We start from the raw sequence: 23,095 nt of genomic DNA, 5'->3' as shown, positions 1-23,095 counted from the left end.
GGTCGCCGGCCTCGCCGCCGCCGGTCCCGCCACCGCCCGCGCGGCGGCCGCACCGGCCCCCGCCGCCCCGGTCTCCACGGCCGGTACCGTCACCGGCCTCGCGCAGGCGGGCGGCACCTTCACCGTCAGCACCACCAGCGGCGCGAAGGCCCGCGTGGTCGTCGCCCGCGCCGACGTCTTCCGGCTCTGGCTGTCCCCCGACGGCTCCTTCTCCGACGATCCGGCCGGCTCCGACCTCGCTCCCACCACCGACTTCGGCCCCGTCGCCGCGGCCTCCACCGATGCGGGCACGTACTACCGGATCACCACCGGCGGCCTGTCCATCCACGTCAACAAATCGCCCCTGCGCTTCTCCGTCTACCGCGCCGACGACTCCACCCCCGTCTGGGAGGAGACCCAGCCCACCAGCTGGGGCGGCGGCCACACGACCCAGTACCTGGCCCGCGGCGCCGACGAGCAGTTCTACGGCACCGGGCTGCGCCTCGGCGAGTGGGCGCTGCGCGGCAAGACCGTCCCGGTCGCCGTCGACAACAAGTGGCGCGAGAACGACAACGCCAGCCCCGCCCCCTTCTACATGTCCACCAACCGCTACGGCGTCATGCGCAACACCTGGGCCCCGGGCTCGTACGCCTTCAACGCCCCCACCACCCTGACCCACGACGAGAACCGCTTCGACGCCTGGTACTTCACCGGCGACTCCCTCAAGTCCGTCCTCGACGCGTACACCGACGTCAGCGGCAAACCCTTCCTCGCCCCGGCCTGGGGTTTCGAGCTCGGCAACGCCGACTGCTTCAACGCCTCGAACCCGGACTACCAGGGCGACCACAACCGCCTCCGCCACCAGACCACGGCCGACGTGGCCGGCTACGCCGCCGACGCCCGCGCCGCCGACATGCCCTCGGGCTGGTTCCTGCCCAACGACGGCTACGGCTGCGGCTACACGGCCCCCCTCAAGTCCACCGTCGACGCCCTGAAGGCCAAGGGCTTCCAGACCGGCCTGTGGACCTCCACCGGCCTCGGCTCCATCGCCGACGAGGTGGGCACCGCCGGCAGCCGGGGCGTCAAGACCGACGTGGCCTGGATCGGCGGCGGCTACAAGGACGCCTTCAACGGCGTCCAGCAGGCCGTCGACGGCATCGAGAAGAACTCCGACGCCCGCCGCTACGTATGGACCGTCGACGGCTGGGCCGGCACCCAGCGCAACGCCGTCGTCTGGACCGGTGACACCAGCGGCACCTGGGACGCCATGCGCTGGCACGTCCCCGCCATCGCCGGAGCGGGCCTGTCCGCCCTCAACTACGCCTCCGGCGACGTCGACGGAATCTTCGGCGGCAGCCCCAAGACCTACGTCCGCGACCTCCAGTGGAAGGCCTTCACCCCCGCCTTCATGACCATGTCGGGCTGGGGCGCCACCAATCCGTCGGCCGGCTACCAGGACAAACAGCCCTGGCGCTTCGCCGAGCCGTACCTGTCCGTCAACCGCAAGTACCTCCAGCTCAAGATGCGGCTGATGCCCTACCTCTACACGATGAGCCGGGCCGCCCACGACACCGGCGTCCCCAGCACGCGCGCCATGGTCCTGGAGTACCCCGACGACCCGGTCGCCCGCGGGAACCTCACCAGCGGCCAGTTCATGGCCGGGGACTCCTTCCTCGTCGCCCCCGTCGTCTCCGACACCTCCGTCCGTGACGGCATCTACCTGCCCGCCGGGACCTGGACCGACTACTGGACGGGGAAGACGTACGCCGGACCGGGCTGGCTGAACGGCTACCAGGCCCCCCTCGACACCCTCCCCCTCTTCGTCAAGGGCGGCGCCGTCGTCCCGATGTGGCCGCAGATGAACCACACGGGGGAGAAGCCCGTCTCCACCCTCACCTACGACGTCCACCCGCGGGGGAACTCCACCTTCAGCCTCTACGAGGACGACGGCCGCACCCGCGCGTTCGAGTCCGGCGCCTACGCCCGTCAGCGCGTGGACGTCACCGCGCCCACCGCCGGCTCCGGCACGGTCACCGTCTCCGTCGGCGCGCCCGCCGGCTCCTACGCCGGACAACCGGCCTCGCGGGGATACGAGTTCACCCTCCACGTGGCCTCCGCCCCCGCGGCGCTCACCGTGGACGGAAGCGCACTGCCCCGCCTCGCCTCGAAGGCCGCCTACGACTCCGCCGCCACCGGCTGGTTCTTCGACCCCGCCGACCGCTCCGGCGTCCTGTGGGTCAAGACGGGCACGAAGAGCGGCGCGTTCACCGTGACCGCCACCGGTACCGCCGTCCCCGCGGCCGACCCGGTCCCCACCGGCTCCGCGCCGGTCCCGCAGACGGCCTGGAGCCTGGTCTCCGCCGACAGCCAGGAGACCGCCGCCGAGAACGGCGCGGCCCCGGGCGCCTTCGACGGCGACCCGTCCACGATCTGGCACACGGCCTGGTCCTCCGGCAAGCCGGCGGCCCTCCCGCACGAGATCCGCATCGACCTCGGTGCCCGGTACACCGTCGACTCCCTCGGCTACCTCCCGCGGCAGGACGGCGGGGTCAACGGCCGGATCGGCGGGTACGAGGTCTACGTCTCCGACACCACCGCCGACTGGGGCACCCCGGCCGCCACCGGCACCCTCGCGGACACCCCGGCCGCCAAAACCGTCCCCCTCGCCCCCAGAACGGGCCGTTACCTGCGCCTGCGGGCCCTGACCGAAGCCGGCGGGCGCGGCCCGTGGACCAGCGCCGCCGAACTCACCCTCACGGGCCGGCCGACGCCGTTCCCCGCCGACGCCACCCTCGTCAACTCGGCCTCCACGAGCTGTCTGGACCTCCCCCACAGCGCCACCGCCCCCGGGACGCGGCCCACCCTGTACACGTGCCACGGCGGCCCGAACCAGCGCTGGACCCTCCAGCCGGACGGCCGCCTCACCGGACTCGCCGGGGTCTGCCTCGACGGCACCGACCCCGCCGCGGTCACCGTCCGGACCTGCGCGGGCACCCCCGGCCAGAGCTGGCAACCCGGCCCGGACGGCAGTCTCCGTACGGGCGGCCAGTGCCTGACCCCGGCCGGATCCGGCACCGCCGACGGCACCGCCCTCACCCGCGCCGCCTGCGCCGGCACCCCCGCCCAGCGCTGGACCCTCACCCCGTGACCCCCGCCGGGTCGGACACCTCCCCCACGGGTGTCCGGCCCGGCAGCAGCGCCGCCGCGGCCATGCTTTCTCCCCGGCCGCGGCTCCGGCCCGCCCTCGACCGCCGGGGCGACGCTGTGCGTGCCGACCCCAACGCTCCGTGGTCCGCCGGGGCGGGCGAACGCGGAACCCGCACCCGTACCCGTACCGCCCGTTCAGGCGGAGCCCGCCGTGAGCAGGGACTCGCCCACCGCCGTACGGGCGTAGAGGACCGAGCGGCCCGCGCGGTGGGCGCTGACCAGGCCCGCGTCACGCAGGGCCGTCAGGTACTGGGACACCCCGCCGGGCGAGAGCCCCGTGCGGGCCGCCAGCTCGGTGGTGGAGGCCGGGGTGTCCAGCTCCGCCAGCAGCCGGGCCCGCGAACGGCCGAGCACGGCCGCCAGGGCGGTGCCGGCGACGGCCGGACGGGACGCCCACAGCGAGCCGGTCCCCCGCGCCGGATAGGCCAGTTGCGGCGGTTCCGGCGGCGCCACCCGGGTCAGCGGCGCCGGCCCGGTGAAGGCCGACGGGATCAGCACCAGCCCGGACCCCGCCGTCCCGCGGGACAGGGAACGCTGCCGCAGCGCCAGCCGCAGCGCGTTGCCGGACCAGCTCAGCGAGGAGTGCAGGTCGTTGAGGAGACGGGCGGCGCCCTGCTCGGCCACCTGCCGGGCACGGTGGAAGACGTCCGCGTCGAGCACGGTGCGGATCTGCGCCCAGTACGGGCCCAGGGCCAGCTCCCAGTACTGCTCGGCCTCCTCCGCCACCCGGGCCAGCCGCTCCTGCGGATCCGCGTACAGGGCCCGCGACCGGGGACCGAGCCGCCCCTGTTCCCGGGCCAACCGGTCCAGGTCCCGGCGCACCGCGGCCGCGGGCGCGGCCCTGACGCGGGCCAGCTCCTGCGCCAGGGTCGGGGTGGGCCCATCGGGCGCGGGGTTCAGGAAGTCCGGTACGAAGCCCTTCGGCGCGACCAGTTCGGCCAGCCAGCCCCGGTCCAGCCCGGCCGCGGTCAGCCGCGGCCGGACCTGCGCGGTCCACGGGCCGTGTACGGGATGGGCGGCCCCGGACCTCAGCAGCCGCATGCTCGTCCCGACCTCCCACATCGGGGAGACGGCGAAGCGCATCTGTGCCAGGTCGCCGGCGGAGAACGCCAGCCTGACCGGCCCGTCCGGCACCTCGCGCCGCATCAAGACGCCCCTGCCTTCCCATGGATTCACACATGCCCCAATCCGTGGCCGTGAGCGTACCGGCTGGTGGATCATTCCGGCATGACCACTGAAACGATCACCGCCGCGGCGTCGGGGACCTGGAAGCTCGGCGACCTGGAGGTCAACCGCATCGGCTTCGGAGCGATGCGCATCCCCCAGAACGGCGCGGCCCTGCACGCCGGTGCCGCCTCCGGCGACCGGGACCGGGCCCTCGCCGTCCTGCGCCGCGCGGTCGAACTCGGCGTCAACCACATCGACACCGCCGCCTTCTACTTCTCCCCGCTCCGCTCCGCCAACGAGCTGATCAACAGCGCCCTCGGCGGCCCCTACCCCGAGGACCTCGTCATTGCCACCAAGGTCGGTCCCGCCCGCCGGGCGTCGGGGGAGTGGGCGGAGCACGCCGGACCCGACGGCCTGCGCGGCCAGGTCGAGGAGAACCTCCGCCAGCTCGGCCGCGACCACCTCGACCTGGTGAACCTGCGCGTGTCCGGAATCCCGGGCGGCAGCGCCTCCGTCGCCGAGCGCTTCGGAGTGCTGGCGGAGCTGCGCGAGGCCGGGCTCATCCGCAACCTCGGCGTCTCCAACGTCACCCCGGAACAGCTCGCGGAGGCGCGGTCCGTGGCCCCGGTGGTGTGCGTGCAGAACCCGTACGGCATCGGCATGCGGCCCGACCAGGACGAGTTCGTCCGCTTCTGCGGAGAGCAGGGGATCGCCTTCGTGCCCTTCTACTCGATAGCCACCACCGGCCGCGAGGGCGGCGCGAGCGGCACGGAGGGCGAGGAACTGCTCGCCGTGGCCCGTGCGCACGGTGCGAGCCCCGCGCAGGTCCGGCTGGCCTGGACCCTGCAGCGCGGCCCGCACGTCCTCGCCATCCCCGGCACGGGCAACCCCGACCACCTCACCGCCAACGTGGCCGCCGGAGCCCTGCGCCTGACGGAAGCGGAACTGACCGCCCTGGACGCCGTCCACCGGCGCACCGACCAGGCCTGACCGCCAGGGCACCGGGGCGCGGGGTACGAGTGCCGCGCGGGCGGAATCCGCTCGCGTTCCGGGCCCGCGCCTGGCAGTGTCGCCACGCATGGACTGCGTCTTCTGCCGCCTGATCCGCGAGGACGGTGCCTGCTGGGTGCTGCATTCCGCCGCGGCCCGTGCGTTCGCCCCGCTCGACCCGCTGGCACCGGGCCACACCCTGGTGGTGCCGGCCTCCCACCACGCGGACCTCTTCGACACCCCGCCGGAGGTCCTCGCCGCCACCACGGCGCTGGTCCAGCGGGTGGCGGGGGCGATGCGCGAGGGGCTGGGGGCCACCGGGGTCAACATCCTCAGCGCCGGCGGGCCCGGTTCCGAGCAGTCGGTGTTCCACCTCTTCTTGGGGCAGTTCAGATCGGGCCTTGACCCCGGATGTTGAACACGTCTATGCGGCTTGGGCCAGGGTAGTTGTTGCTGCTTGGAGGTCGTTCTCGTAGGCGATCGGGGACCGCTGACCGAGGCGGGAGTGCCTGCGTCGGGTGTTGTATCGGGTCAGCCAGCGGAACGCGTCGAGCCTGGCCTCGCGCTCGCTCGACCAGGCCTTCCGGCCTTTGAGCGTCTCCCGCTTGAAGGCGGCGTTGAAGCTTTCCGCGGCGGCGTTGTCCGCGCTGGAGCCGACCGCGCCCATGCTCTGCCGGACCCCTGCTGACCTGCAGAGTTCCGCGAAGGCCCTGCTCGAATATTGAGATCCGTGGCCGGTGTGCATGATCGCTCCGGCAAGGCTTCCACGGGTCCGCTCGGCAACCGTCAGGGCGTCGATGACGAGCTCTGTCCGCATGTGGTCGGCGATCGCCCACCCGGCCAGCCGGCGCGAGGCGAGGTCGATGACGGTCGCGAGATAGAGCGGCTTCGAACCGCTGACCGGCAGATAGGTGATGTCGCCGACGTACTTCATGTTCACCTCGGATGCGGTGAAGTCACGTCCGAGCAGATCCGGTGCCTTCGCCGCGGCCTGGTCCGCGACGGTGGTGTGGTGCCGGCGGCGCAGACGGACTCCCTCGAGCCCGATGGTCCGCATGATCCTGGCGACGCGCTTGTGGTTGACCGCCGGGCCGCCCTCGTCACGGAGCTCGGCGGTGATCCTGGGGACTCCGTAGGTACCGTCGGAATCCTGGTGGACCTTGCGTATCCGATCCGCGATCCCGGCCTCGACGGTCTGCCGGGCCGCTCTTGCGGCCGCGGTGCGGCGCCAGTAGTAGAAGCTCGAGCGGGCCAGGCCCAAGATGTTGCGGAGCCGCTTCACGCCGTGACGGCGCTGGTGATCCTCAACGAACTGGCAGCGGTTCACCAGCGCGTCTCCGTCGCGAAATACCGGGCCGCCTTGCGGAGGATGTCGCGCTCTTCCTCCAGCTCACGGATCCTCTTGCGGGCCGCGGCGAGCTCCGCCTGAACGTCGTCACCGCCACCCCGGGCAGCGGCCGGCGCTGAGGAGTGGGCGCCGGGGCGGCGGCCGTCGGCGGCCCGGATCCAGTTCCGCAGCGTCTCGGTGCTCACCGCGAGATCAGCGGCGACCGACTTGATCGTCGCTCCCGGCCTCGAGCGGTACAACGCGACCGCGTCCGCCTTGAACTCGGCGGGATAGCGCTTCATCCCCACGGGGACTCCGTTCTCCTGGACCATCAAGATCCAAGTGTCTCCGGTGTCCAAAACCCGGGGTCAAGGCCCGCCCTCGACCTCCCCCTTGCCGCACACACGGAGTTCGACCAGTGATCCTCAACCAGCACGCGGCCCGCACCGCCTCTCTGTTCGGCGACGACGAGCCGGTCCTGCAGAGCCACCCGCTCCTGGGCCAAGTACGCGACAGAAGTGTGGTGCCGCCACGATTCGGCGAGACAGTCGTCTGGGACTTCAACGACGTGGCTCGCCGTCCGCCCAATCTCATGCGCTGCCAGTGGAGGGTCCAGTTCAGCGGGCACCTGACCGATCCAGCCTGGAACCTCCTGGCCCGCGAGGTCCTCATGGCCCTGGCCAATCCGCAGCACGAGGCCCTCTACGACGTCGGGGTACATCTCGGCGACGACCGCGCCGACATCTCGACGTTAGTCCAGGCCGTCTCAAGGCTGCGGCAGCTCATCGACTGGGCCAACAAGGCGGGCCTGCCCCCGCGGCCGTCGCCTTCCTGAAGAAGCTGTTGGTCCTCGGCCCGGCTCTCACCGGCGGCTGGCCGGCTGGTGACCCCTGGAAGGGCCGAAGCGCACGGCAGGTCGCACTTTGCTTGAAGGGCCTGGTGGCCGACCTCGTGTGTCATCCCTCCCACATCGGGCGGGAGGGCGGGCGTGGCCGAGCGAGCCGAGCCCGCCGTGCACATCCGTCCTGGTATTCCGATCGCTCAGGGAGCTCAGGCATCCCTTCCGGGCTGTCCCGTGTCTGGGCAGCGCTGGCAGCCGGTACGCCTGTGCGCCGGAGAGCAAGGAGGAAAGAGTGAAAGTGCATGCAGGCATACCTCGCACGCGGGCACGATCTCCAGGGCCAGGGCGAGTTTTCGCCGGGCCCAGTCGATGAGGGAGCCGGTGTAGCCACCGTCGGCCCATACAAGGCAGCCCGTTGACCAGCTTCCCGCCGTCGAAGCCGCGTGAGGCGGCGGGAACGTTCGCGGCGGCTTTCACCGACTGCGCGTCGATGATCCCCGCCGTCGGCTCCGCCTCCCGCACCTCGCGCGCTCCCGCACCCGGCCGCGCAGCCGGTCATGGAACTCCGTGACCAGCCCGTTCTCGCGCCAGCGGCGGAAGAAGGCATAGACCCGGGCCCAGCCGGGGAAATCCGCGGGCATGGCCCGCCATGCGATCCCGCCCCGGCCCTCCAGCCAGGCTGGCATGGGCGGCAAGGGCCGCACCGCCACCCATTCCGCGAGGAACCCTGTTCTACCTGCACGTTTCACGATCGGTTGAGATGCAGCTACTCACATCACCGCAGGACCTACTGGCCGGTCAGCGGGTTGTAGCTGCAGGCGGCCGTGGAGGGAGAGGTGCAGGAGTCGTACGTGTTGGCCAGGTAGTCGGTCAAGACGGTTGCTTTTCCGTTGACGGACTGGATCGTCAGAGGCTTCGTTATTGTGATGACTTTGTACTGCCAGCCGCTCGGCAGGTGAAGCTTGCTCGCGAAATCCGGCTGCGTAAGTGTCTGGATGTTCTCAGTGGCGTCGAATTGCGAGGATCCAGCCTGCATGATGTAGGGATTGTTGTCGGGGTCAACAAGAACGAAGATTTTTGTGCCCGCGTTGAATCCAATGGTCGAACTACGCTCGACGGTGGTCTCCTTGTAGGCAAACTTCGGGTTCCCGAAAATTTTGGATATGTCCGGCGCGTATTGCGGGTTGGCGAACCAGCGGGCATAGATTCCGCTGAAATACAGCGTGGGCCCGACGGGCAGCTTTATCCAGTCATTCACCCAGAAGCGGGGGCCGTTTTTGAGGACGTTCGGCACGCTGTAGTCCAGTGCCACCGAGTCTTGTGAGAAGCTGTTCCACAAGGCGAGGGGAGCCGATTCTTTAAGGTTTAGGTCCGGGGTAGTAGGATTCTTCGGGTTATTCATGAATGTCGTGTTGTACATGGTTGCCACGCCGGGGCCGCAGACGAGGCTGACCTCGGCGTACTGCACACCGCGGAGGTTGGAAAACGTCGTCGTCTTGGCTTTATCCCCATCGTGCAAGTGGGCGTCACAGCCCGGGTATTTCTTCGCCACCTCCGGGTTCGGCGTCGGCGGGTTTGGCGTCGGCGAGGATGACGCGGACGAGGACGTTGCCAGGGATGGCGAGCTGCTGCCCGATGATGCGCCAGCTGCCACCAGGGCGGCGGACAGCAGTGCGGCCGAGACGGCCAGCTGCTTCTTTGCGTTCCGTGTAAGCATGTCCACTGCCTCCGCCTGGTCACCTGAAGTGGGTGAAAGAACGGCGGCCCGCGCGGCTGGTGGTCTCAGTTTCGAACCCAGGCCGGGGAATCACGGGCTCCCTGCTGACTCTATTCGTGGAGGTTGCACGGGGTTGTGCAGGTTCGCGAGGGCTGCGCTGTAGCCCTCTGGAGCCGGGGTCCGACATCGCCAAGACAGCGTCATGACTGCACCGGTTGCATGCTCTCGGTAAATCTTCAGAAGTAAGCCACTGGCGCCTGACCCGGCGCGTCGCCTGCTGAGCCATTCTGCTACCGGCGTCCAGCCAGGCCCTCCCCGGCTGTGCAGCGTGAAGCACTCATCCTTAGATTGCTAGAGAAAGGAGCCTGCTCCAACCACCGATGAATAGTTCGGCACACTTAATGGCGAGCTTACTGCCGTCCGACGACACCCGCATTTTCGGCGCCTGCTCTGTCGGCACCGAGCCGCACCGCAGTACTCGAGTTCGCCCGCCGCATGGTCCTGGCCACCCACCAGGTGAGATATTGTCCTGGAGCTCGACCGAGTCGAGTACTTTCAGGCGGCCGGCAGTTCCCGCTCTTGCGTTCGAGGCCGTGGGTCGTGCCGGGAGCTGTGGCCCTTGAGTGCAGCGTCATTGCGCCGGGCGTGGGTGCTCGCGGCTGCGGTGGACGGTTTCCTCCATCCGTGAGCGCACTGCTGGTCGGCGAACAACGCGAACAGGGCGGCCGCCGTCATGTCCGACGGATACCTGCGTCTCCGCACCGGACAGTCCGCCGCGTTCCCGTACCGGTGCGCGACGCAGCCACATGAGGGAGTGGCAGGGTTGGACGAAGTGGGCGTGAGTACGCAGAGTGCGGCAACAGGGCCTCCTGCAACTCGAATGCACGCGCACCCGCGAGCCGCCAAGAGGCCCTGCCGTCATGTGGGGACCACCAGAAAATCACCTGCCCGGGAACCCTGTTCGAACCATCAGGTCCTGTGACAGGTGCCGGTTCGGCTGCCGGTCAGTCCTTCTTGCAGCCGTCATGTCCGCCCCACGGCTTCGGGATGCTGTGGTGGTGACGGCAGTCCTTTTTGACGTACTGGATGAGCGTTTCGGGGACGCTGCAGTTGGACTCGTAGGTGGCGTCGCCGGAGTAGGTGGCGGTGATGGCGTGGGTGCCGGCGGACAGGCTGCTGACCACGAGGGTGGCGGTGCTGCAGTTGCTGGCGCCGGGGGTCAGCTGGACGGTGCCCAGGAGGGTGCCGTCGGAGGCGAAGGTGATGGTGCCGGTGGGGGCCGGCGAGTCCGGGTTGTTGGGGGACGGGCAGACGGTGTCTGTCAGAGTGATCGGCTTCCCCTTCTTGGAGGGGTTCGGCTTGGAGGTGAGAGTGGTGACGACGACGGCCCTGGGCAGCGTGTAGGTGAGGATGACGATGCCGTTTCCGGTGTTCACACCGGTGCTGAAGGTGCTGCCGGCCGGTGCGGCGCTCGATCCGCCGCCACCGCCGCCGGCCGATCCGAACTCTCCCGCGCCGCCACCGCCGCCGTACACGCCGCCACCGCCACCACCGCCGCCCTGGAGCGAGGTGCCGCCGGTACCGCCGGTGCCGAGGACACCCGGGCCCCCGTTGCCGCCGGCCGCACCGGGTGTGGTGGGAGTCGCGCCACCACCGCCGGCCCCTCCACCGCCCGCGCCGGCGGTCCCGTCGGCACCGGACTGCCCGCCTGCCCCGCCGCCACCGCCGACGCCGTCCCCACCTCCGCCGCCACCACCGGCACCGCCGCCGGCCGTCACCTGCCGCGAGGCCAGGTCGAACGTGCCCGAGCGGACGTCGGAGGCGCCCCCGCCGCCACCACCGGTGTTCTGCCCGTCCACCGTCCCTCCACCGTTGGCTCCGCCGTTGAATCCGCCGGTGCCCGGTGATCCGCCTTGGGTTCCGTTACCGCCGGCGCCGCCGACGTTGACCTGCAGCGTCTGTCCGGGGGTGACGGCCAGGCTGCCGGTGACCTCGGCGCCGGCCGCACCCGTGCCTCCGGGGTTGAAGAGGCTGGTCCCCGCGCCGCCGGAGGCTCCCTTGGCGTCGAAGCCCACCTGCGTCACCCCGGCCGGGACAGTGAAGGAGTCGGCCGAGCCGGTGTAGTTGAAGGTGCAGGTAACCTGGCTGCCGGTCTGCACGCAGGTGCCCACCGCTGAGGCAGGGGCGGCAAGGACAGGGACGAGCGCGAAGGACATTCCCAGGGCAAGGGCGCCGGCCACCAACGCGCGCCGCCGCCGCAGGGGGCCCTTCGACCAAGCGGAGGGGGTCGGCTCGCCCTCCGCTCTGCGGGTACTCGCCTGGCCATGTGAAACGAGCATGTGCAGTTCCTCCTATGCCGCCGGACCCCGCGTCCCGACTCCTGCGAGGAAGAAGCCGGACGGCTGCCACAGTGGCGCGACGATGGATTTCCGGGCATGACCACAGGACCGAGAATGATCCTATGGTCACTCATCGTCACCATCGGCGACGGTCATCGGTAGACACCGCGCCGGGCGGCAACCCGGATGGCCGAGAAAGCCCGTGCGCGGACAATCCGGGCGCCGGACATTCCCCGACAGGGAACTCCCGTTCGACTGACAGGCGAGCTGCGCAAATGGCCGAGCTGAAAGTCCGACAGCGCACAAGCCCGGCGCCCGCTCAGATCGGACAGCTCTTCAGCTTGGTCGGAGAGAAGAAGCTCCTGACCAGGGTCGACAAGAGACGCAGGGCCGAAGTCGGCGAATCCACGGCAGAGTTCGATCGCATCGTCGCTCGCCGCAACCTGGTCGCCCACACCGGTGATCGCAGCGTCCGAGGACGCGCGACGATCACCGAAGCCATGGCCGAATCCGGGGCAGGGGACGAATCCGGGGCCGGTGCCGAAGGCGGGGCCGGTGCGGAATCCGTGGCCGGCACCGGGGCAGCGGCCGGGCCTCCCGCCGGGCCGAAGGCCCCGTCCGGCACAATCGACGGATGAGCGACGAAGCCCCCGGCGTGCCCCACGAGCCCTCCGGCCCCCACGACCACGACCCGTACCTCTGGCTGGAGGACGTGTCCGGCGAGGCCGCCCTCGCCTGGGTCCGCGAGCGCAACGCCGAGACCGTCGACGCGCTGACCACCGGCACCGACTTCAAGGTGCTGGAACGTGAGGTGCGCGAGGTCCTCGACGACGACGGGCGCATCCCGTACGTCGTCCGGCGCGGCCCTCACCTCTACAACTTCTGGCAGGACGCCGACCGCCTGCGCGGCGTCTGGCGGCGCACCACCCTGGAGGAGTACCGCACCGACGACCCGGCCTGGGAGACCGTCCTGGACCTGGACGCCCTCGCCGAGGCCGAGGGCGAGAAGTGGGCCTGGGCCGGCAGCGCGGTCCTGGCCCCCGGACACCGCCACGCCCTCGTCATGCTGTCCCGGGACGGTGCCGACGCCTGCGTGGTGCGCGAGTTCGACCTGGAGAGCCTTTGCTTCGTGGACGGCGGCTTCGCCGTCGAGGAGGCCAAGACCCGGATCGGCTGGATCGACCACGACCACGTGTGGATCGGTACCGACCTCGGCCCCGGATCCATGTCCCCCTCCGGCTACCCCCTCCAGGTCCGCCGCTGGCGCCGCGGTACGCCCGTCGAGTCCGCCGAGACCGTTTACGAGGGCCGGCCCTCGGACCTCTCCGCCTCCGGCTGGCGCGACCACACGCCCGGCTTCGAACGGGACTTCGTCTCCCGCCAGATCGACTTCTGGAACCAGGAGCTGTTCCTCCTCCCGGCGGACCCCGACGGTCCGCCCGAGAAGATCGACGTGCCCGACGACGCCGTCGCCTCCATCCACCGCCAGTGGCTGCTGGTGACCCCCCGCTCGCCCTGGCTCGGCCACGCCCCCGGCAGCCTCCTCGCCTTCGGCCTCGACGCCTTCCGGGCCGGCGACCGCGAGCCCGACGTGCTGTTCACCCCCGACGCGCACACCGCGCTCGGCGGCCACAGCTGGACCCGCAACCACCTCCTCCTGACCACCCGCGCCGACGTCTCCTCCCGCCTGGAGCTCCTCACCCCCGGTCCCGACGGCTGGACCCGCGCCCCGCTCGCCGGCGTACCGCCGCTGTCCACGGCCTCCGTCGTGTGCACCGACCCGGACGAGAGCGACGAGTACTTCCTGAACGTCACCGGCTTCCTCCAGCCCTCCACCCTGTACCGGGGCACCGCCGGAGCGGCCGACGGGGGAGAGGCCGTCAAGCGGGGACCCGCGCTCTTCGACACCGCCGGCCTGGCCGTGAGCCAGTACTTCGCCACCTCCGCCGACGGCACCCGGGTGCCCTATTTTGTTATCGGCCCCGAGGACCGCCCCGGCCCGGGCCCCGCGCTGCTCTACGGGTACGGCGGCTTCGAGATCTCCATGGTCCCGCAGTACAGCGCCGTCACCGGCCGGGCCTGGCTCGCGCGCGGCGGGACCTACGTGGTCGCCGGCATCCGCGGCGGCCGCGAGTACGGACCCGCCTGGCACCAGGCCGCCCTCGGAGCCAACCGCGTCCGCGCCTTCGAGGACTTCGCCGCCGTCGCCCGCGACCTCACCGCCCGTGGCGTCACCACCCCCGCCCAGCTGGGCATCGAGGGCGGCAGCAACGGCGGCCTGCTGATGGGCGCCATGCTCACCCGCGACCCCGAACTGTTCGGCGCGGTCGTCGCCCACGTGCCCCTGCTGGACATGCTCCGCTTCCACAAGCTCCTCGCCGGAGCCAGCTGGACCGCCGAGTACGGCGACCCCGACGACCCGGCCGACCGGCCCCACCTGGAGCGCATCTCCCCGTACCACCGGATGCGCGCGGACGGCCCCGCGTACCCGCCGCTGCTCCTGCTCACCTCCACCCGCGACGACCGCGTCCACCCCGGCCACGCCCGCAAGGCCGCCGCCCGGCTGCGCGAACTCGGCCACCCGGTCCTCTTCCACGAGCACCTCGGCGGCGGCCACGGCGGCGCCACCGACCACCGGCAGACCGCCTTCAACGAGGCCCTCGTGCACACCTTCCTGTGGGAGCGGCTGACCCCGCGCAGGTGAAGGCCGTCCGGCGCGCTGCCCCGCCCGGCGCGCGGGGGCTGGTGGAATGGAGCCACCGGCGGCCCGCACGGGGCCGCCCGGCGGGCGGAGGCACCGTGTCGGATCGCGACAGCCGCGCGTGGGTCCCGGCGCCGGACGAGACCCTCGACGCGATCGGCACGACCGACGACGAGCACACCACCTGCCGGGAGCTCGCCGCCTTCCTCTTCCGCACCCTCTGCGACGCGGTGGCCGTCGACCTGACCGGTGAGGCCGGCCGCGTCGAGCGGGTGGCCGAGGCGGGCGCCGCCCGCCTGCTGCGGCCCCCGGTCCCCGGAGCGGGCGCCGCCGTCCGGGCGGTCGACGCCGGGCACCCGCTGCGCAGCTGGACGCTGCGGCCGGGCGGCCCCCCGGTGCACGGCCTGTCCGTCGAGCTCGCCCGCCACGGCACCTCGTACGGGATCCTCCTCGTGGCGCGCACCGGCGCGGCCTTCACCGACCGGGAGGCCGCCGCCCTGCACTTCGCGGCGCGGGTCGCCGCCGTCCACGTCCGGCACGCCCGGCGGCTCGCCGCCACCGAGGGCGTCGCGCTCGACCTTCAGCGGGCCCTGGTCTCGGACCCCGGCCGGCCGCACCCCAACCTCCTCATCGCGGGCCGCTACCTGCCCGTCGGGCCGAGCGCGCTCGTCGGCGGCGACTGGTACGAGAGCGTGCGCCTGCACTACGGGCGGACCCTGCTGGTCGTCGGGGACGTCATGGGCCACGGCCTGGACGCCGCCGTCGACATGAACGCCTACCGCTCCACCCTGCGCGAGGTCGCCTCCACCGACCTGGCCCCCCACCGGGTGCTGCGCCAGCTCGACGCCGTGGTCTCCGAGGACGCCGGGCGGCGCCCCGCGACCTGCCTCCTGGTCCGGGTCGACCCCGCCCGCGGGACCGCGGTCTACGCCAGCGCCGGCCACCTGCCGCCCGCCGTCTTCGCCGCCGACGGCACCGGGCGGCTCCTCGACGTCCCCGTCGGCCCCCCGCTGGGCACCGGCCTCGGCGGCTACGAGTCCGCCGCCCACCCCCTGGCCCCCGACGAGACCCTCCTGCTGTACACCGACGGGCTGGTCGAACGCCGCGGCGAGGACATCGACACCTCCCTGGCCCGCCTCACCGCCCTGCGGCTGCCGCGCGGCGCCGGCATCGCCGAAGCCGCCGACGCGGTCGTGACCGGCCTCGACGCCCTCCATGCCGAGGACGACGTCGCCGTCCTCGCGGCCCGCATCCGCTCCCGCTCCCCGCACCCCTGACCCGGGCCCCGTCAGGAGAGGGCGCGGGCGATCAGGAGGGCGACGTCGTCGTGGGTGTCGGGGCGGCGCAGGGCGGCCAGGAGCAGGTCGCAGGTCTCCTCGATGGGGCGGTGCGGTCCGGCCAGGAGGTCGGTGAGGGTCAGCAGCCGGGTGTCGATGTCCTGGTCGCGGGTCTCGACCAGCCCGTCGGTGTACAGCACCAGCTCGTCCCCGGGGGCCAGGGTCACCGCGGTCGTGAAGAACGGGATGCCGCCGACGCCCAGCGGGACCGCCGACTTCAGGCGCAGGAGCTGTGGGTGGCGACCGCCGCGCAGGTGGACCGGGGGCAGGTGACCGGCGGTGGAGAACAGGCACAGCCGGGTGTGCGGGTCGTAGACGGCGTAGACGCAGGTGGCCATCGCCTCGCCGAGGTCGGCGGTCGCCGCGTCGAGGTGGGTCAGGACCGTCGCCGGGTCCAGACCCAGGCGGCCCAGGGCGCGGGCGGTGGCCCGCAGCTGTCCCATGGTGGCGGCGGCGTTGATGCCGCTGCCCATCACGTCCCCGACCACCAGCGCGGTGCGCTCCCCGGTGAGGGGGATGACGTCGAACCAGTCGCCGCCGGTCTCGTCGGCGGCCCCCGCGGGCTGGTACCGGTAGGCGATGTCCAGGCCCGGTGCCGCCGGCGGGGACTGGGGGAGCAGGTGCTGCTGGAGGGTGAGGGCGGCGTGCCGCTGGCGCTGGAACCAGCGCGCGTTGTCGATGGACACCGCCGCGTGGGCCGCGAGTTCCGAGGCGAGCAGCACGTCGTCCGGTCCGAACGGCGCGGAGTTGCGCGCCCGCTTGAGGTCCAGGGCGCCCAGGACCTGGCCCCGGGCGATGAGCGGCACCGCCAGGTACGAGTGCAGGCCCGCCTCGCCGAGCAGCCGGGCCGCGTCCTCGTCGCGGGCGATCCGGGGCAGGTCCTCGGGCAGCACGTGCGGGACGAGGACGGGCCGGCCGGTGCGGGCGCAGCGGGAGACCAGCCGGGCGGGGCCGTACAGGGCGACGTCCCCGACGGGGTCGGCGGCCGCCTCGGCGGGGGTGCGGTAGGCGGACTTCACCGCCAGCGCCCGGAACCGTACGCCCAGGTCGTTCGGATCCCCGCCCGGCCGCAGACCCGTCAGGGCCGTGTCGAGGACGTCGACGGCGGCGATGTCCGCGACCTCCGGGACGGCGACGTCGGCGAGTTCCCGGGCGGTGATGTCCAGGTCGAGGGTGGTCCCGATGCGGACGGAGGCGTCCGCGATCAGGGCCAGGCGCCGCCGGGCGTGGGCAGCGGACACGGCCGTACGGTGCTGTTCCGTCACGTCCATCACCGACACGGCGACGCCGATCACCCGGTGCGCCTGGTCGTCCAGCCGGTAGAGCGACACCAGCCAGGCGCGCTCGCCCTCGTCGTCCGCGGCGACCCGGCCGGCGGTGAACTCGTCCAGCACGGGCACGCCGGTCGCCATGACCTCGCGCATCCGAGCCTCGATGGACGAGCCGTCGAGGAAGGGCAGGATCTTGGCGATCCGCTGCCCCAGGTGCCGGTCGGCGGACACGCCGTTGATGCGCTCCAGCGCCGGGTTGACCAGCACGAAACGCAGATCGGTGTCGAGGACGGCCAGCCCGATGGGGGACTGGTCGACCAGGCGCAGGGAAAGGGCCAGGTCCCGCTCGACCCGGCGCAGGGTGGCCTGCTCGGAGGCGAGGCCCAGCGCGAAGAACCGGCCGTTGTCGGCCTGCAGCCGCATGTTGCGGAACTCCACCAGCACGGTACGGCCGTCCCGGTGGCGTACGGGGAACACCCCCGCCCACGAGCCCGAATCCCCGCCCGCCATGACCCGGGCGAACAGCCCCAGCACCTCCTCGCGGTCCTCGTCCGAGACCAGCAGCGCCGCCGCGTACCGGCCGAGGGCCTCCTCGGCCGTGTATCCGAACAGGGTGGCCGCCTGCGGGCTCCACAGGGTGATCCGGCCGGCGGCGTCCAGGACGATGGCGGCCACGCCGAGGACGTCGAGCAGGGCGCCCGCGGCCACGGACCCGGCCGCCGCGGACCTCACCGCCCCGCGCCGTGCCCCGGCGCGGGTGGCGCGGGGAGCAGGCTGCCCATCGGTCATGCGGGCCTCCTCACCCGGACGGACCTCCTTCCATGCTGCGTCCCCGCTCCCGCCCCTGCGACCCGGTGCCGGGTACCGGGGGTGCCGGGGCGGGAGCGGAGCGTGCCGGAGTGGGGCGTGCCCGGGTGGGGCGGGGCGTGCCGGGGCGGGGGCCGGTCAGGTCCGGCCGGGGGCCGTGAGGGCTTCGGCCAGCCAGTCCGCGGTCCGGGCCAGCCAGTGCGGGTGGGCGTTCCCGAGCAGGTGGTCGCCGTGCGGGACCAGGAGGTACTCCCCGCGCGGGGCGAGCGCGGCCAGCCCCGCCCCGTTCACCACGCCCGGGATGACGTCCCGCCCGCCGTCCACCACCAGCAGCGGGCAGGCGATGTCCGGCGCCACCCCCGACAGGTCGACCCGGCCCGTGAACGCGCGCGCCTGCCCCACCCCGCCGGCGCGCCGGGCGAGCAGCTCCCGCAGGACGGGCGGCAGACCGTCCCAGTCGAGCCGCAGCGGCCCGCTCACCGTGGCCGCCGCGGCCACGCGGGGATCGAGGGCCGCGCTGCGCGCCGCGTACCAGCCGCCCAGGCTGAGGCCGATCAGCCCGACCCGGTCGACGCCGAGCGCGTCGACGACCCCGGCCACCACCTGCTCGTAGTCCGGCCGGAGGGTGCTGTACGGGGCGAGCACGCCCTGGCCCGGCCCGTCCATGGCGAACACCGCCAGCCCCCGGTCCAGCAGTGCCCCGGTGACCGCGTGGAACTCCTCCTTCCCGGAGTCCAGGCCCGGAACGACCACCACGGTGGCCGCCGCGTCCGCCGACCCGCGCAGCCAGCCGGCGAAGGAGGGCCCCTCGATCCGCCGCGCCCCCGGCTCCAGCAGGGCCAGCGCCCGTCCCATGGCCGCGTCGGCCTCCGCGGAGGCCCGCGCCTGGGCCCGGCCCCGCGGGTCCGGGCCCAGCGTCGCGAAGTGGAACCAGCGGGCCGCGACCTGGAGGTGCCCGCCCCCGGAGAGGGCCGAGGCAGCCCGCTCCGCGCGGGCGAGGTGGCGCCGGCCCGCGGCCGCGAAGGCCTCGGCCCAGCCGTCGGCCAGAGCCGGCCCGCCCGTCACCCACCGGTACTCGTGCGGGTCGAGCCCGGCCCCGGTGGCCCGGCTGAACCGCTCCTCGGCGACGGCGACGGCGGCGGCTTTGGCGGTGGCGGAGTCCTCGGTGGAGGCGGTGTCCGCGGCCGCGGCCGGTGCCCGGCTCATCGGGCCGCCCCCGCCGTCAGGCCCGTCGTCAGCACGGCCTTGCCGCGGATCCGCCGCTCGCGCAGGTCCACCAGGGTCCCGGCGGTCCGTTCCCAGTCCGCGACCCGGTCGATCTCCGGGTGCAGCCGCCCGGCCCCCACCAGACGTACGAGGGTGTCCAGATCGTCGGCGTAGGGCGCCCCGGCGTAGTGGAAGTGCCGGATCGAGGCGCCCTCCGGACCGGCGAAGAAGTCGAAGAAGTCCAGGGTCGCCGGGGTCCTGGAGGCCTGCCCGAACCACACCAGCAGCCCGCCCGGCGCGAGCCGGGACAGCGCAACCGCGAGGGCGGGGCCGCCGGTGGACTCCAGCACCACCTCGAACGGCCCCCGCGCCGCCGCCACCTCGTGCACGACCGCAGCCGCGCCGAGGCGCCGCAGCCGCTCCCCGCGCGCCGCGGTCGCCGTCACCACGGTGACCTCGGCCCCCGCCGCTGCCGCCAGCTCGGTGACGTAATGCCCCACGCCACCCGAAGCTCCGGTCAGCAGGACGCGGCGGCCCGCCAGGCCCCCCGCCGCGCGCAGCAGCCGCAGGGCCGTGATCCCGGCCAGCGGCAGCGCCGCGGCGCGGACCGCGTCGATGCCGTCGGGCAGGACGGCCAGCGCGTGCGTGGGTACGGCCACGTACTCCGCCCAGCCGCCCAGCGGCGGGTGGCCCACCACCCGGGTCCCGATCGGCGGGCCGCAGCCGTCGGCCGCCGCCTGCACCACCAGCCCCGCGACGTCCTTGCCGGGGAGCAGACCGGGCTTCGGCCGCTCCAGCAGAAACGTCTCGCCGCGGTTCGGCGCGAACGCCTCGACACGGACCAGCACCTCGCCGTCGGCGGGTACCGGCTGGGCGTCCTCGGTGAACTCCACCGGCCGCGCCGGATCTCCCGTGGGAATCAGTCTCCTCATGCCCGTCATGGAAGCGGCGGGCCCGTGGAGCGGTCCAACAACCCGCGGGACCGGACGACAACCAGGGGTTGTCGCCTAAGGTGAGGGCGTGGATCTTGATCTCGCGCAGGTGCGCGCCTTCGTGGGTACCGCACGGGAACTGCACTTCGGCCGGGCTGCCGAGACGCTCTCCGTCTCCCAGCAGGCCCTGTCGAAACGGATCGCACGCCTGGAGTCCGCCCTCGGCACGCCGTTGTTCGACCGGGGAGGCGGCCAGGGCGTCCGGCTGACCGACGCGGGGCGCCGGTTCCTCGAACCGGCGCGCCGGACCCTGGCCGCCGCCGACCGCGCCGTGGCCGCCGTGCGGGACGGGCACCGGCCGCTGAGGGTCGACGTGTGGGGCCACCTGTACGCGCCGATGCGGACGCTGGCCCCGGTGGCGGAGGCCGCCGGGGAGGCGGCCCTGCGACCGGGCCACGGCCGGGACCTGCCCTCGGTGGCCGCCGCGCTGCTGCACGGGGACGTCGACGCGGCGTTCGGGCGCGTCCACCCGCCGCTGCCGGCGGGACTGACGCACCGTCTGGTGCGCCTGGAGCCGGTCGACGCGGTCCTGGGAGCGGACCATCCGCTGGCGGCGGAGCCCGAGCTGCGGCCCGAACAGCTGCGGGGCGGCGTGCTGTGGACCCCCGGGGCACTGGACCGCCTCGACTTCCTGCACCGCTTCGCCCGCCGCTTCGGGGTCGCCGAGCACGCCGAGAGCCCGAACCTGGGCCCCGACCACTTCCTGTCCGGGCTCCGCGGCGACCCGCGGCGCTTCACGCTGATGCCGGCGGACGTGCCGCTCCCGCGGAACCCGGACATCCGGTCCGTGCCGCTGGTACGGCCCACCCCGCTCTACGCCTGGTCGCTGCTGTGGCGCGCCGCGGACCCCCACCCCGGGCTGCCCGCGCTGCTGGCCGGGCTCGCGGAGGAGGCCGGGCGCAGCCGCTGGCTGGAGTACGACCCGGCGCGCGACTGGCTGCCGGAGCCGGAGCCGGAGTCCGCGTAGGGGTACGGGTGCGGGGCGAGCCCGAGCGGCCGCCCGCCGGGCGACCGCTCGGGACGGGCGTCAGGAGGACTGGTCCGTCAGGATCCCGGGGTCCGACAGGCCGGCCGTTCCGGTCTCGACCTTGCCCGCGAAGCGGCGCAGGAAGTCCGGCGCCCCGGACGCGGTGACGGTCACGTCGTACCAGCGCCGCGTGTTCCTCAGCGGGACCGCGTACGTGAGCGTCGCGCCCTTGGCGACGGTGAGGCGCTTGGGCCCGCCCCCGTAGGCGTTGGTGACCGTCAGGGTCGCCGCCGAGGCCCCGTCGTTGGTGAGGGTGAGGTCCAGGTTTCCGGTGGTGGCGTTGTGGCGTGCGGTGACCTCGGGGCCGGGGGTGGTGCCGGGGTTGCGGAAGCCGCGCAGGAAGCCGTTGGGGCCGTGCACGGTCAGGTCGGTGACCCCGGCCGAGTACCGCGTGTTCCAGACGTCCGCGATCGACTTGCCCGCCTCGGTGGTGTAGGTCCAGGGGGCGTCGGTCCGGTTGCCGGAGGTGACGTAGAACTGCGCGCCCAGTTCCGGGCCGCCACCGAAGGCCAGCCGGAACTTCCCCTCCCCGGTCAGCGCGGCGCCGTCCACGTACGGGGCGTACCTCAGCGCCCGCGTGGGACGCAGGCCCTTCTCCTGGCGCGGTACGGCTCCCTCGGCGGGCGGGGTGGGCCGGAAGTCGGGGTGGCGGTCGCGGTCCTGCGGGGCCCAGGCCCCGGTGTCGGGCAGCCGGACGGAGGCGGTGTCCTTGCGCGCGAAGTCGAAGGCGGAGGTGAGGTCTCCGCACACGGCGCGGCGCCACGGCGAGATGTTGGGCTCCCGCACCCCGAAGCGCTGCTCCATGAAGCGGATGACCGAGGTGTGGTCGAAGGTCTCGGAGCAGGAGTACCCGCCGGTGCTCCACGGGGAGACGACGAGCATCGGGACGCGCGGGCCGAGGCCGTACGGTCCGGCCACGTACCCGGGCTTGCCGGGGAAGACGTCCAGGGCGGTGGGCGTGGTCGACAGGCCCTGGGAGGCGTCGGCGGGGGCGTACGGGGGGACGACGTGGTCGAAGAAGCCGTCGTTCTCGTCGTAGGTGATGAAGAGCGCGGTACGGGCCCACACGTCGGGGTTGGAGGTGAGGGCGTCCAGCACCTGGGCGATATACCAGGCGCCGTAGTTGGACGGCCAGTTGGAGTGCTCGCTGAAGGCCTCGGGGGAGGCGATCCACGAGATCTGCGGCAGCGTGCCGGCGGCGACGTCGGCGCGCAGCCTGTCGAAGTACCCCTCGCCCGCCTTGGCGTCGGTGCCGGTCCGCGCCTTCTCGTACAGGGGCTCGCCGGGCTTGGCGCCCCGGTAGCTGTTGAAGTAGAGGAGTGAGTTGTCGCCGTAGTTGCCGCGGTAGGCGTCGTTGATCCAGCCCCAGGAGCCGGCCGCGTCGAGGCCGTCGCCGATGTCCTGGTAGACCTTCCAGGAGATCCCGGCCGCCTCCAGGCGCTCGGGGTAGGTGGTCCAGCCGTAGCCCGCCTCGGCGTTGTTGAGGACCGGGCCGCCGCCCTTGCCGTCGTTGCCGGTGTGGCCCGACCAGAGGTAGTAGCGGTTGGGGTCGGTGGAGCCGATGAACGAGCAGTGGTACGCGTCGCAGATGGTGAACGCGTCCGCGAGGGCGTAGTGGAACGGGATGTCCTCGCGCGTCAGGTGGGCCATGGTCGTGGGCGTCTTGGCGGGCACCCAGTTGTCGTAGCGGCCCTTGTTGAAGGCGCTCTGGCCGCCCGCCCAGTCGTGGTTGAGGCCCTGGAGGAACTCCATGCCGAGGTCGTCGGACGGCGGCCGGAAGGGCAGCGTCTCCTTCGTGCCGTCGGACTGGTGCCAGACCGACTTGCCGCTGGGCAGGGTCACCGGGCGCGGGTCGCCGAAGCCGCGGACGCCGCGCAGCGCGCCGAAGTAGTGGTCGAAGGAACGATTCTCCTGCATGAGGACCACGATGTGCTCGACATCGGCGATGGTGCCGGTGCTCCCCTGCGCGGGGATGGCGGCGGCCCGCGCGATGCTCTCGTCGAGCATCGTCAGGGCTGCGGCGCCGCCCGCGAGCTGGAGGAAACGGCGGCGGTTGAGTTCTGCCATGGCGGTACGACCTCTGTGGTTGAGGGGTGGTTGAGCGCCCCCAGCACAGCGCGGCCGGGGTACCGGACAGGGAGCCTGACGTGACGGCAGCGGATACACCAGGCGAACGGCAGCCGGATT

17 protein-coding genes are annotated in these 23,095 nt (G+C 73.0%); 8 read left to right on the top strand and 9 right to left on the bottom strand.

Annotated features, from left to right (window positions below; translation table 11 throughout):
• Positions 1-3,127, top strand: a 3,127-nt coding sequence (locus ACEPPI_RS24940; protein WP_373917490.1) for a TIM-barrel domain-containing protein, incomplete at its 5' end; no start/stop codon positions are given.
• 194 nt (positions 3,128-3,321) lie between these two features.
• Here the strand turns inward: ACEPPI_RS24940 and ACEPPI_RS24935 are convergent.
• Positions 3,322-4,332 (bottom strand): DUF5937 family protein, encoded by a 1,011-nt coding sequence (locus ACEPPI_RS24935; RefSeq protein ID WP_373917489.1) that lies wholly within the window; start codon positions 4,330-4,332, stop codon positions 3,322-3,324.
• Between the two features lie 81 nt (positions 4,333-4,413).
• Between ACEPPI_RS24935 and ACEPPI_RS24930 the strand changes: the two genes are divergently transcribed.
• Together ACEPPI_RS24930 and ACEPPI_RS24925 are read left to right on the top strand one after the other, a co-directional pair.
• Positions 4,414-5,343, top strand: coding sequence for an aldo/keto reductase (locus ACEPPI_RS24930; RefSeq protein WP_373917488.1), 930 nt, complete (start codon positions 4,414-4,416; stop codon positions 5,341-5,343).
• Between the two features lie 88 nt (positions 5,344-5,431).
• Entirely contained in the window at positions 5,432-5,761 is a 330-nt protein-coding gene (locus ACEPPI_RS24925; protein ID WP_373917487.1) for an HIT family protein, read from the top strand.
• A gap of 6 nt (positions 5,762-5,767) precedes the next feature.
• Here ACEPPI_RS24925 and ACEPPI_RS24920 read toward each other — a convergent pair.
• A protein-coding gene (locus ACEPPI_RS24920; RefSeq protein WP_373917493.1) for an IS3 family transposase occupies positions 5,768-6,978 on the bottom strand; the annotation gives its coding sequence in 2 pieces (ribosomal slippage) (positions 5,768-6,687 and positions 6,687-6,978; 1,212 coding nt in all).
• 110 nt (positions 6,979-7,088) lie between these two features.
• Here ACEPPI_RS24920 and ACEPPI_RS24915 point away from each other — a divergent pair.
• A complete protein-coding gene (locus tag ACEPPI_RS24915; protein ID WP_373917486.1) occupies positions 7,089-7,505 on the top strand; it encodes a hypothetical protein in 417 nt (138 codons plus the stop codon).
• Positions 7,506-7,984: 479 nt separating this feature from the next.
• Here ACEPPI_RS24915 and ACEPPI_RS24910 read toward each other — a convergent pair whose 3' ends face one another.
• The 3 genes from ACEPPI_RS24910 to ACEPPI_RS24900 form a co-directional block, all read right to left on the bottom strand.
• Positions 7,985-8,197: a transposase gene (locus tag ACEPPI_RS24910; protein ID WP_373917485.1), complete on the bottom strand. Its 213-nt coding sequence runs from the start codon at positions 8,195-8,197 to the stop codon at positions 7,985-7,987.
• Positions 8,198-8,298: 101 nt separating this feature from the next.
• The gene (locus tag ACEPPI_RS24905) at positions 8,299-9,228 is read right to left on the bottom strand and encodes a hypothetical protein (RefSeq protein ID WP_373917484.1); all 930 of its coding nucleotides are present in this window, start codon (positions 9,226-9,228) and stop codon (positions 8,299-8,301) included.
• Between the two features lie 1,004 nt (positions 9,229-10,232).
• The gene (locus ACEPPI_RS24900) at positions 10,233-11,387 is read right to left on the bottom strand and encodes an Ig-like domain-containing protein (protein ID WP_373917483.1); all 1,155 of its coding nucleotides are present in this window, start codon (positions 11,385-11,387) and stop codon (positions 10,233-10,235) included.
• Positions 11,388-11,842: 455 nt separating this feature from the next.
• Between ACEPPI_RS24900 and ACEPPI_RS24895 the strand changes: the two genes are divergently transcribed.
• From ACEPPI_RS24895 to ACEPPI_RS24885, 3 genes are all read left to right on the top strand, one after another.
• Complete coding sequence (locus ACEPPI_RS24895) at positions 11,843-12,205, top strand: hypothetical protein (RefSeq protein ID WP_373917482.1); 363 nt, start codon at positions 11,843-11,845, stop codon at positions 12,203-12,205.
• Complete coding sequence (locus tag ACEPPI_RS24890; RefSeq protein ID WP_373917481.1) at positions 12,202-14,271, top strand: prolyl oligopeptidase family protein; 2,070 nt, start codon at positions 12,202-12,204, stop codon at positions 14,269-14,271. Before ACEPPI_RS24895 ends, ACEPPI_RS24890 begins: the two co-directional genes overlap by 4 nt.
• 95 nt (positions 14,272-14,366) lie before the next feature.
• Positions 14,367-15,545, top strand: coding sequence for a PP2C family protein-serine/threonine phosphatase (locus ACEPPI_RS24885; protein WP_373917480.1), 1,179 nt, complete (start codon positions 14,367-14,369; stop codon positions 15,543-15,545).
• Positions 15,546-15,556: 11 nt separating this feature from the next.
• Here ACEPPI_RS24885 and ACEPPI_RS24880 read toward each other — a convergent pair whose 3' ends face one another.
• The 3 genes from ACEPPI_RS24880 to ACEPPI_RS24870 all read right to left on the bottom strand — a co-directional run bounded on the left by ACEPPI_RS24880 (position 15,557) and on the right by ACEPPI_RS24870 (position 19,821).
• Complete coding sequence (locus tag ACEPPI_RS24880; RefSeq protein ID WP_373917479.1) at positions 15,557-17,665, bottom strand: SpoIIE family protein phosphatase; 2,109 nt, start codon at positions 17,663-17,665, stop codon at positions 15,557-15,559.
• Positions 17,666-17,821: 156 nt separating this feature from the next.
• Positions 17,822-18,889, bottom strand: coding sequence for an alpha/beta hydrolase family protein (locus ACEPPI_RS24875; protein WP_373917478.1), 1,068 nt, complete (start codon positions 18,887-18,889; stop codon positions 17,822-17,824).
• Positions 18,886-19,821, bottom strand: a complete 936-nt coding sequence (locus ACEPPI_RS24870; RefSeq protein ID WP_373917477.1) for a zinc-binding dehydrogenase — start codon at positions 19,819-19,821, stop codon at positions 18,886-18,888. Before ACEPPI_RS24870 ends, ACEPPI_RS24875 begins: the two co-directional genes overlap by 4 nt.
• 88 nt (positions 19,822-19,909) lie before the next feature.
• On the opposite strand from ACEPPI_RS24870, the gene ACEPPI_RS24865 reads away from it, so the two are divergent.
• The gene (locus tag ACEPPI_RS24865) at positions 19,910-20,848 is read left to right on the top strand and encodes a LysR family transcriptional regulator (protein ID WP_373917476.1); all 939 of its coding nucleotides are present in this window, start codon (positions 19,910-19,912) and stop codon (positions 20,846-20,848) included.
• 60 nt (positions 20,849-20,908) lie between these two features.
• On the opposite strand, the gene ACEPPI_RS24860 is transcribed toward ACEPPI_RS24865, so the two are convergent.
• A complete protein-coding gene (locus tag ACEPPI_RS24860) occupies positions 20,909-22,975 on the bottom strand; it encodes a phosphocholine-specific phospholipase C (protein ID WP_373917475.1) in 2,067 nt (688 codons plus the stop codon).
• Positions 22,976-23,095 lie beyond the last annotated feature (120 nt).

Origin of the sequence: Streptomyces sp. AB3(2024), assembly GCF_041862025.1 — a bacterium.
Taxonomy (GTDB): domain Bacteria; phylum Actinomycetota; class Actinomycetes; order Streptomycetales; family Streptomycetaceae; genus Streptomyces.
The sequence above is the reverse complement of the archived record's forward strand: the minus strand, read 5'-3'. Positions and strand labels throughout refer to the sequence as shown.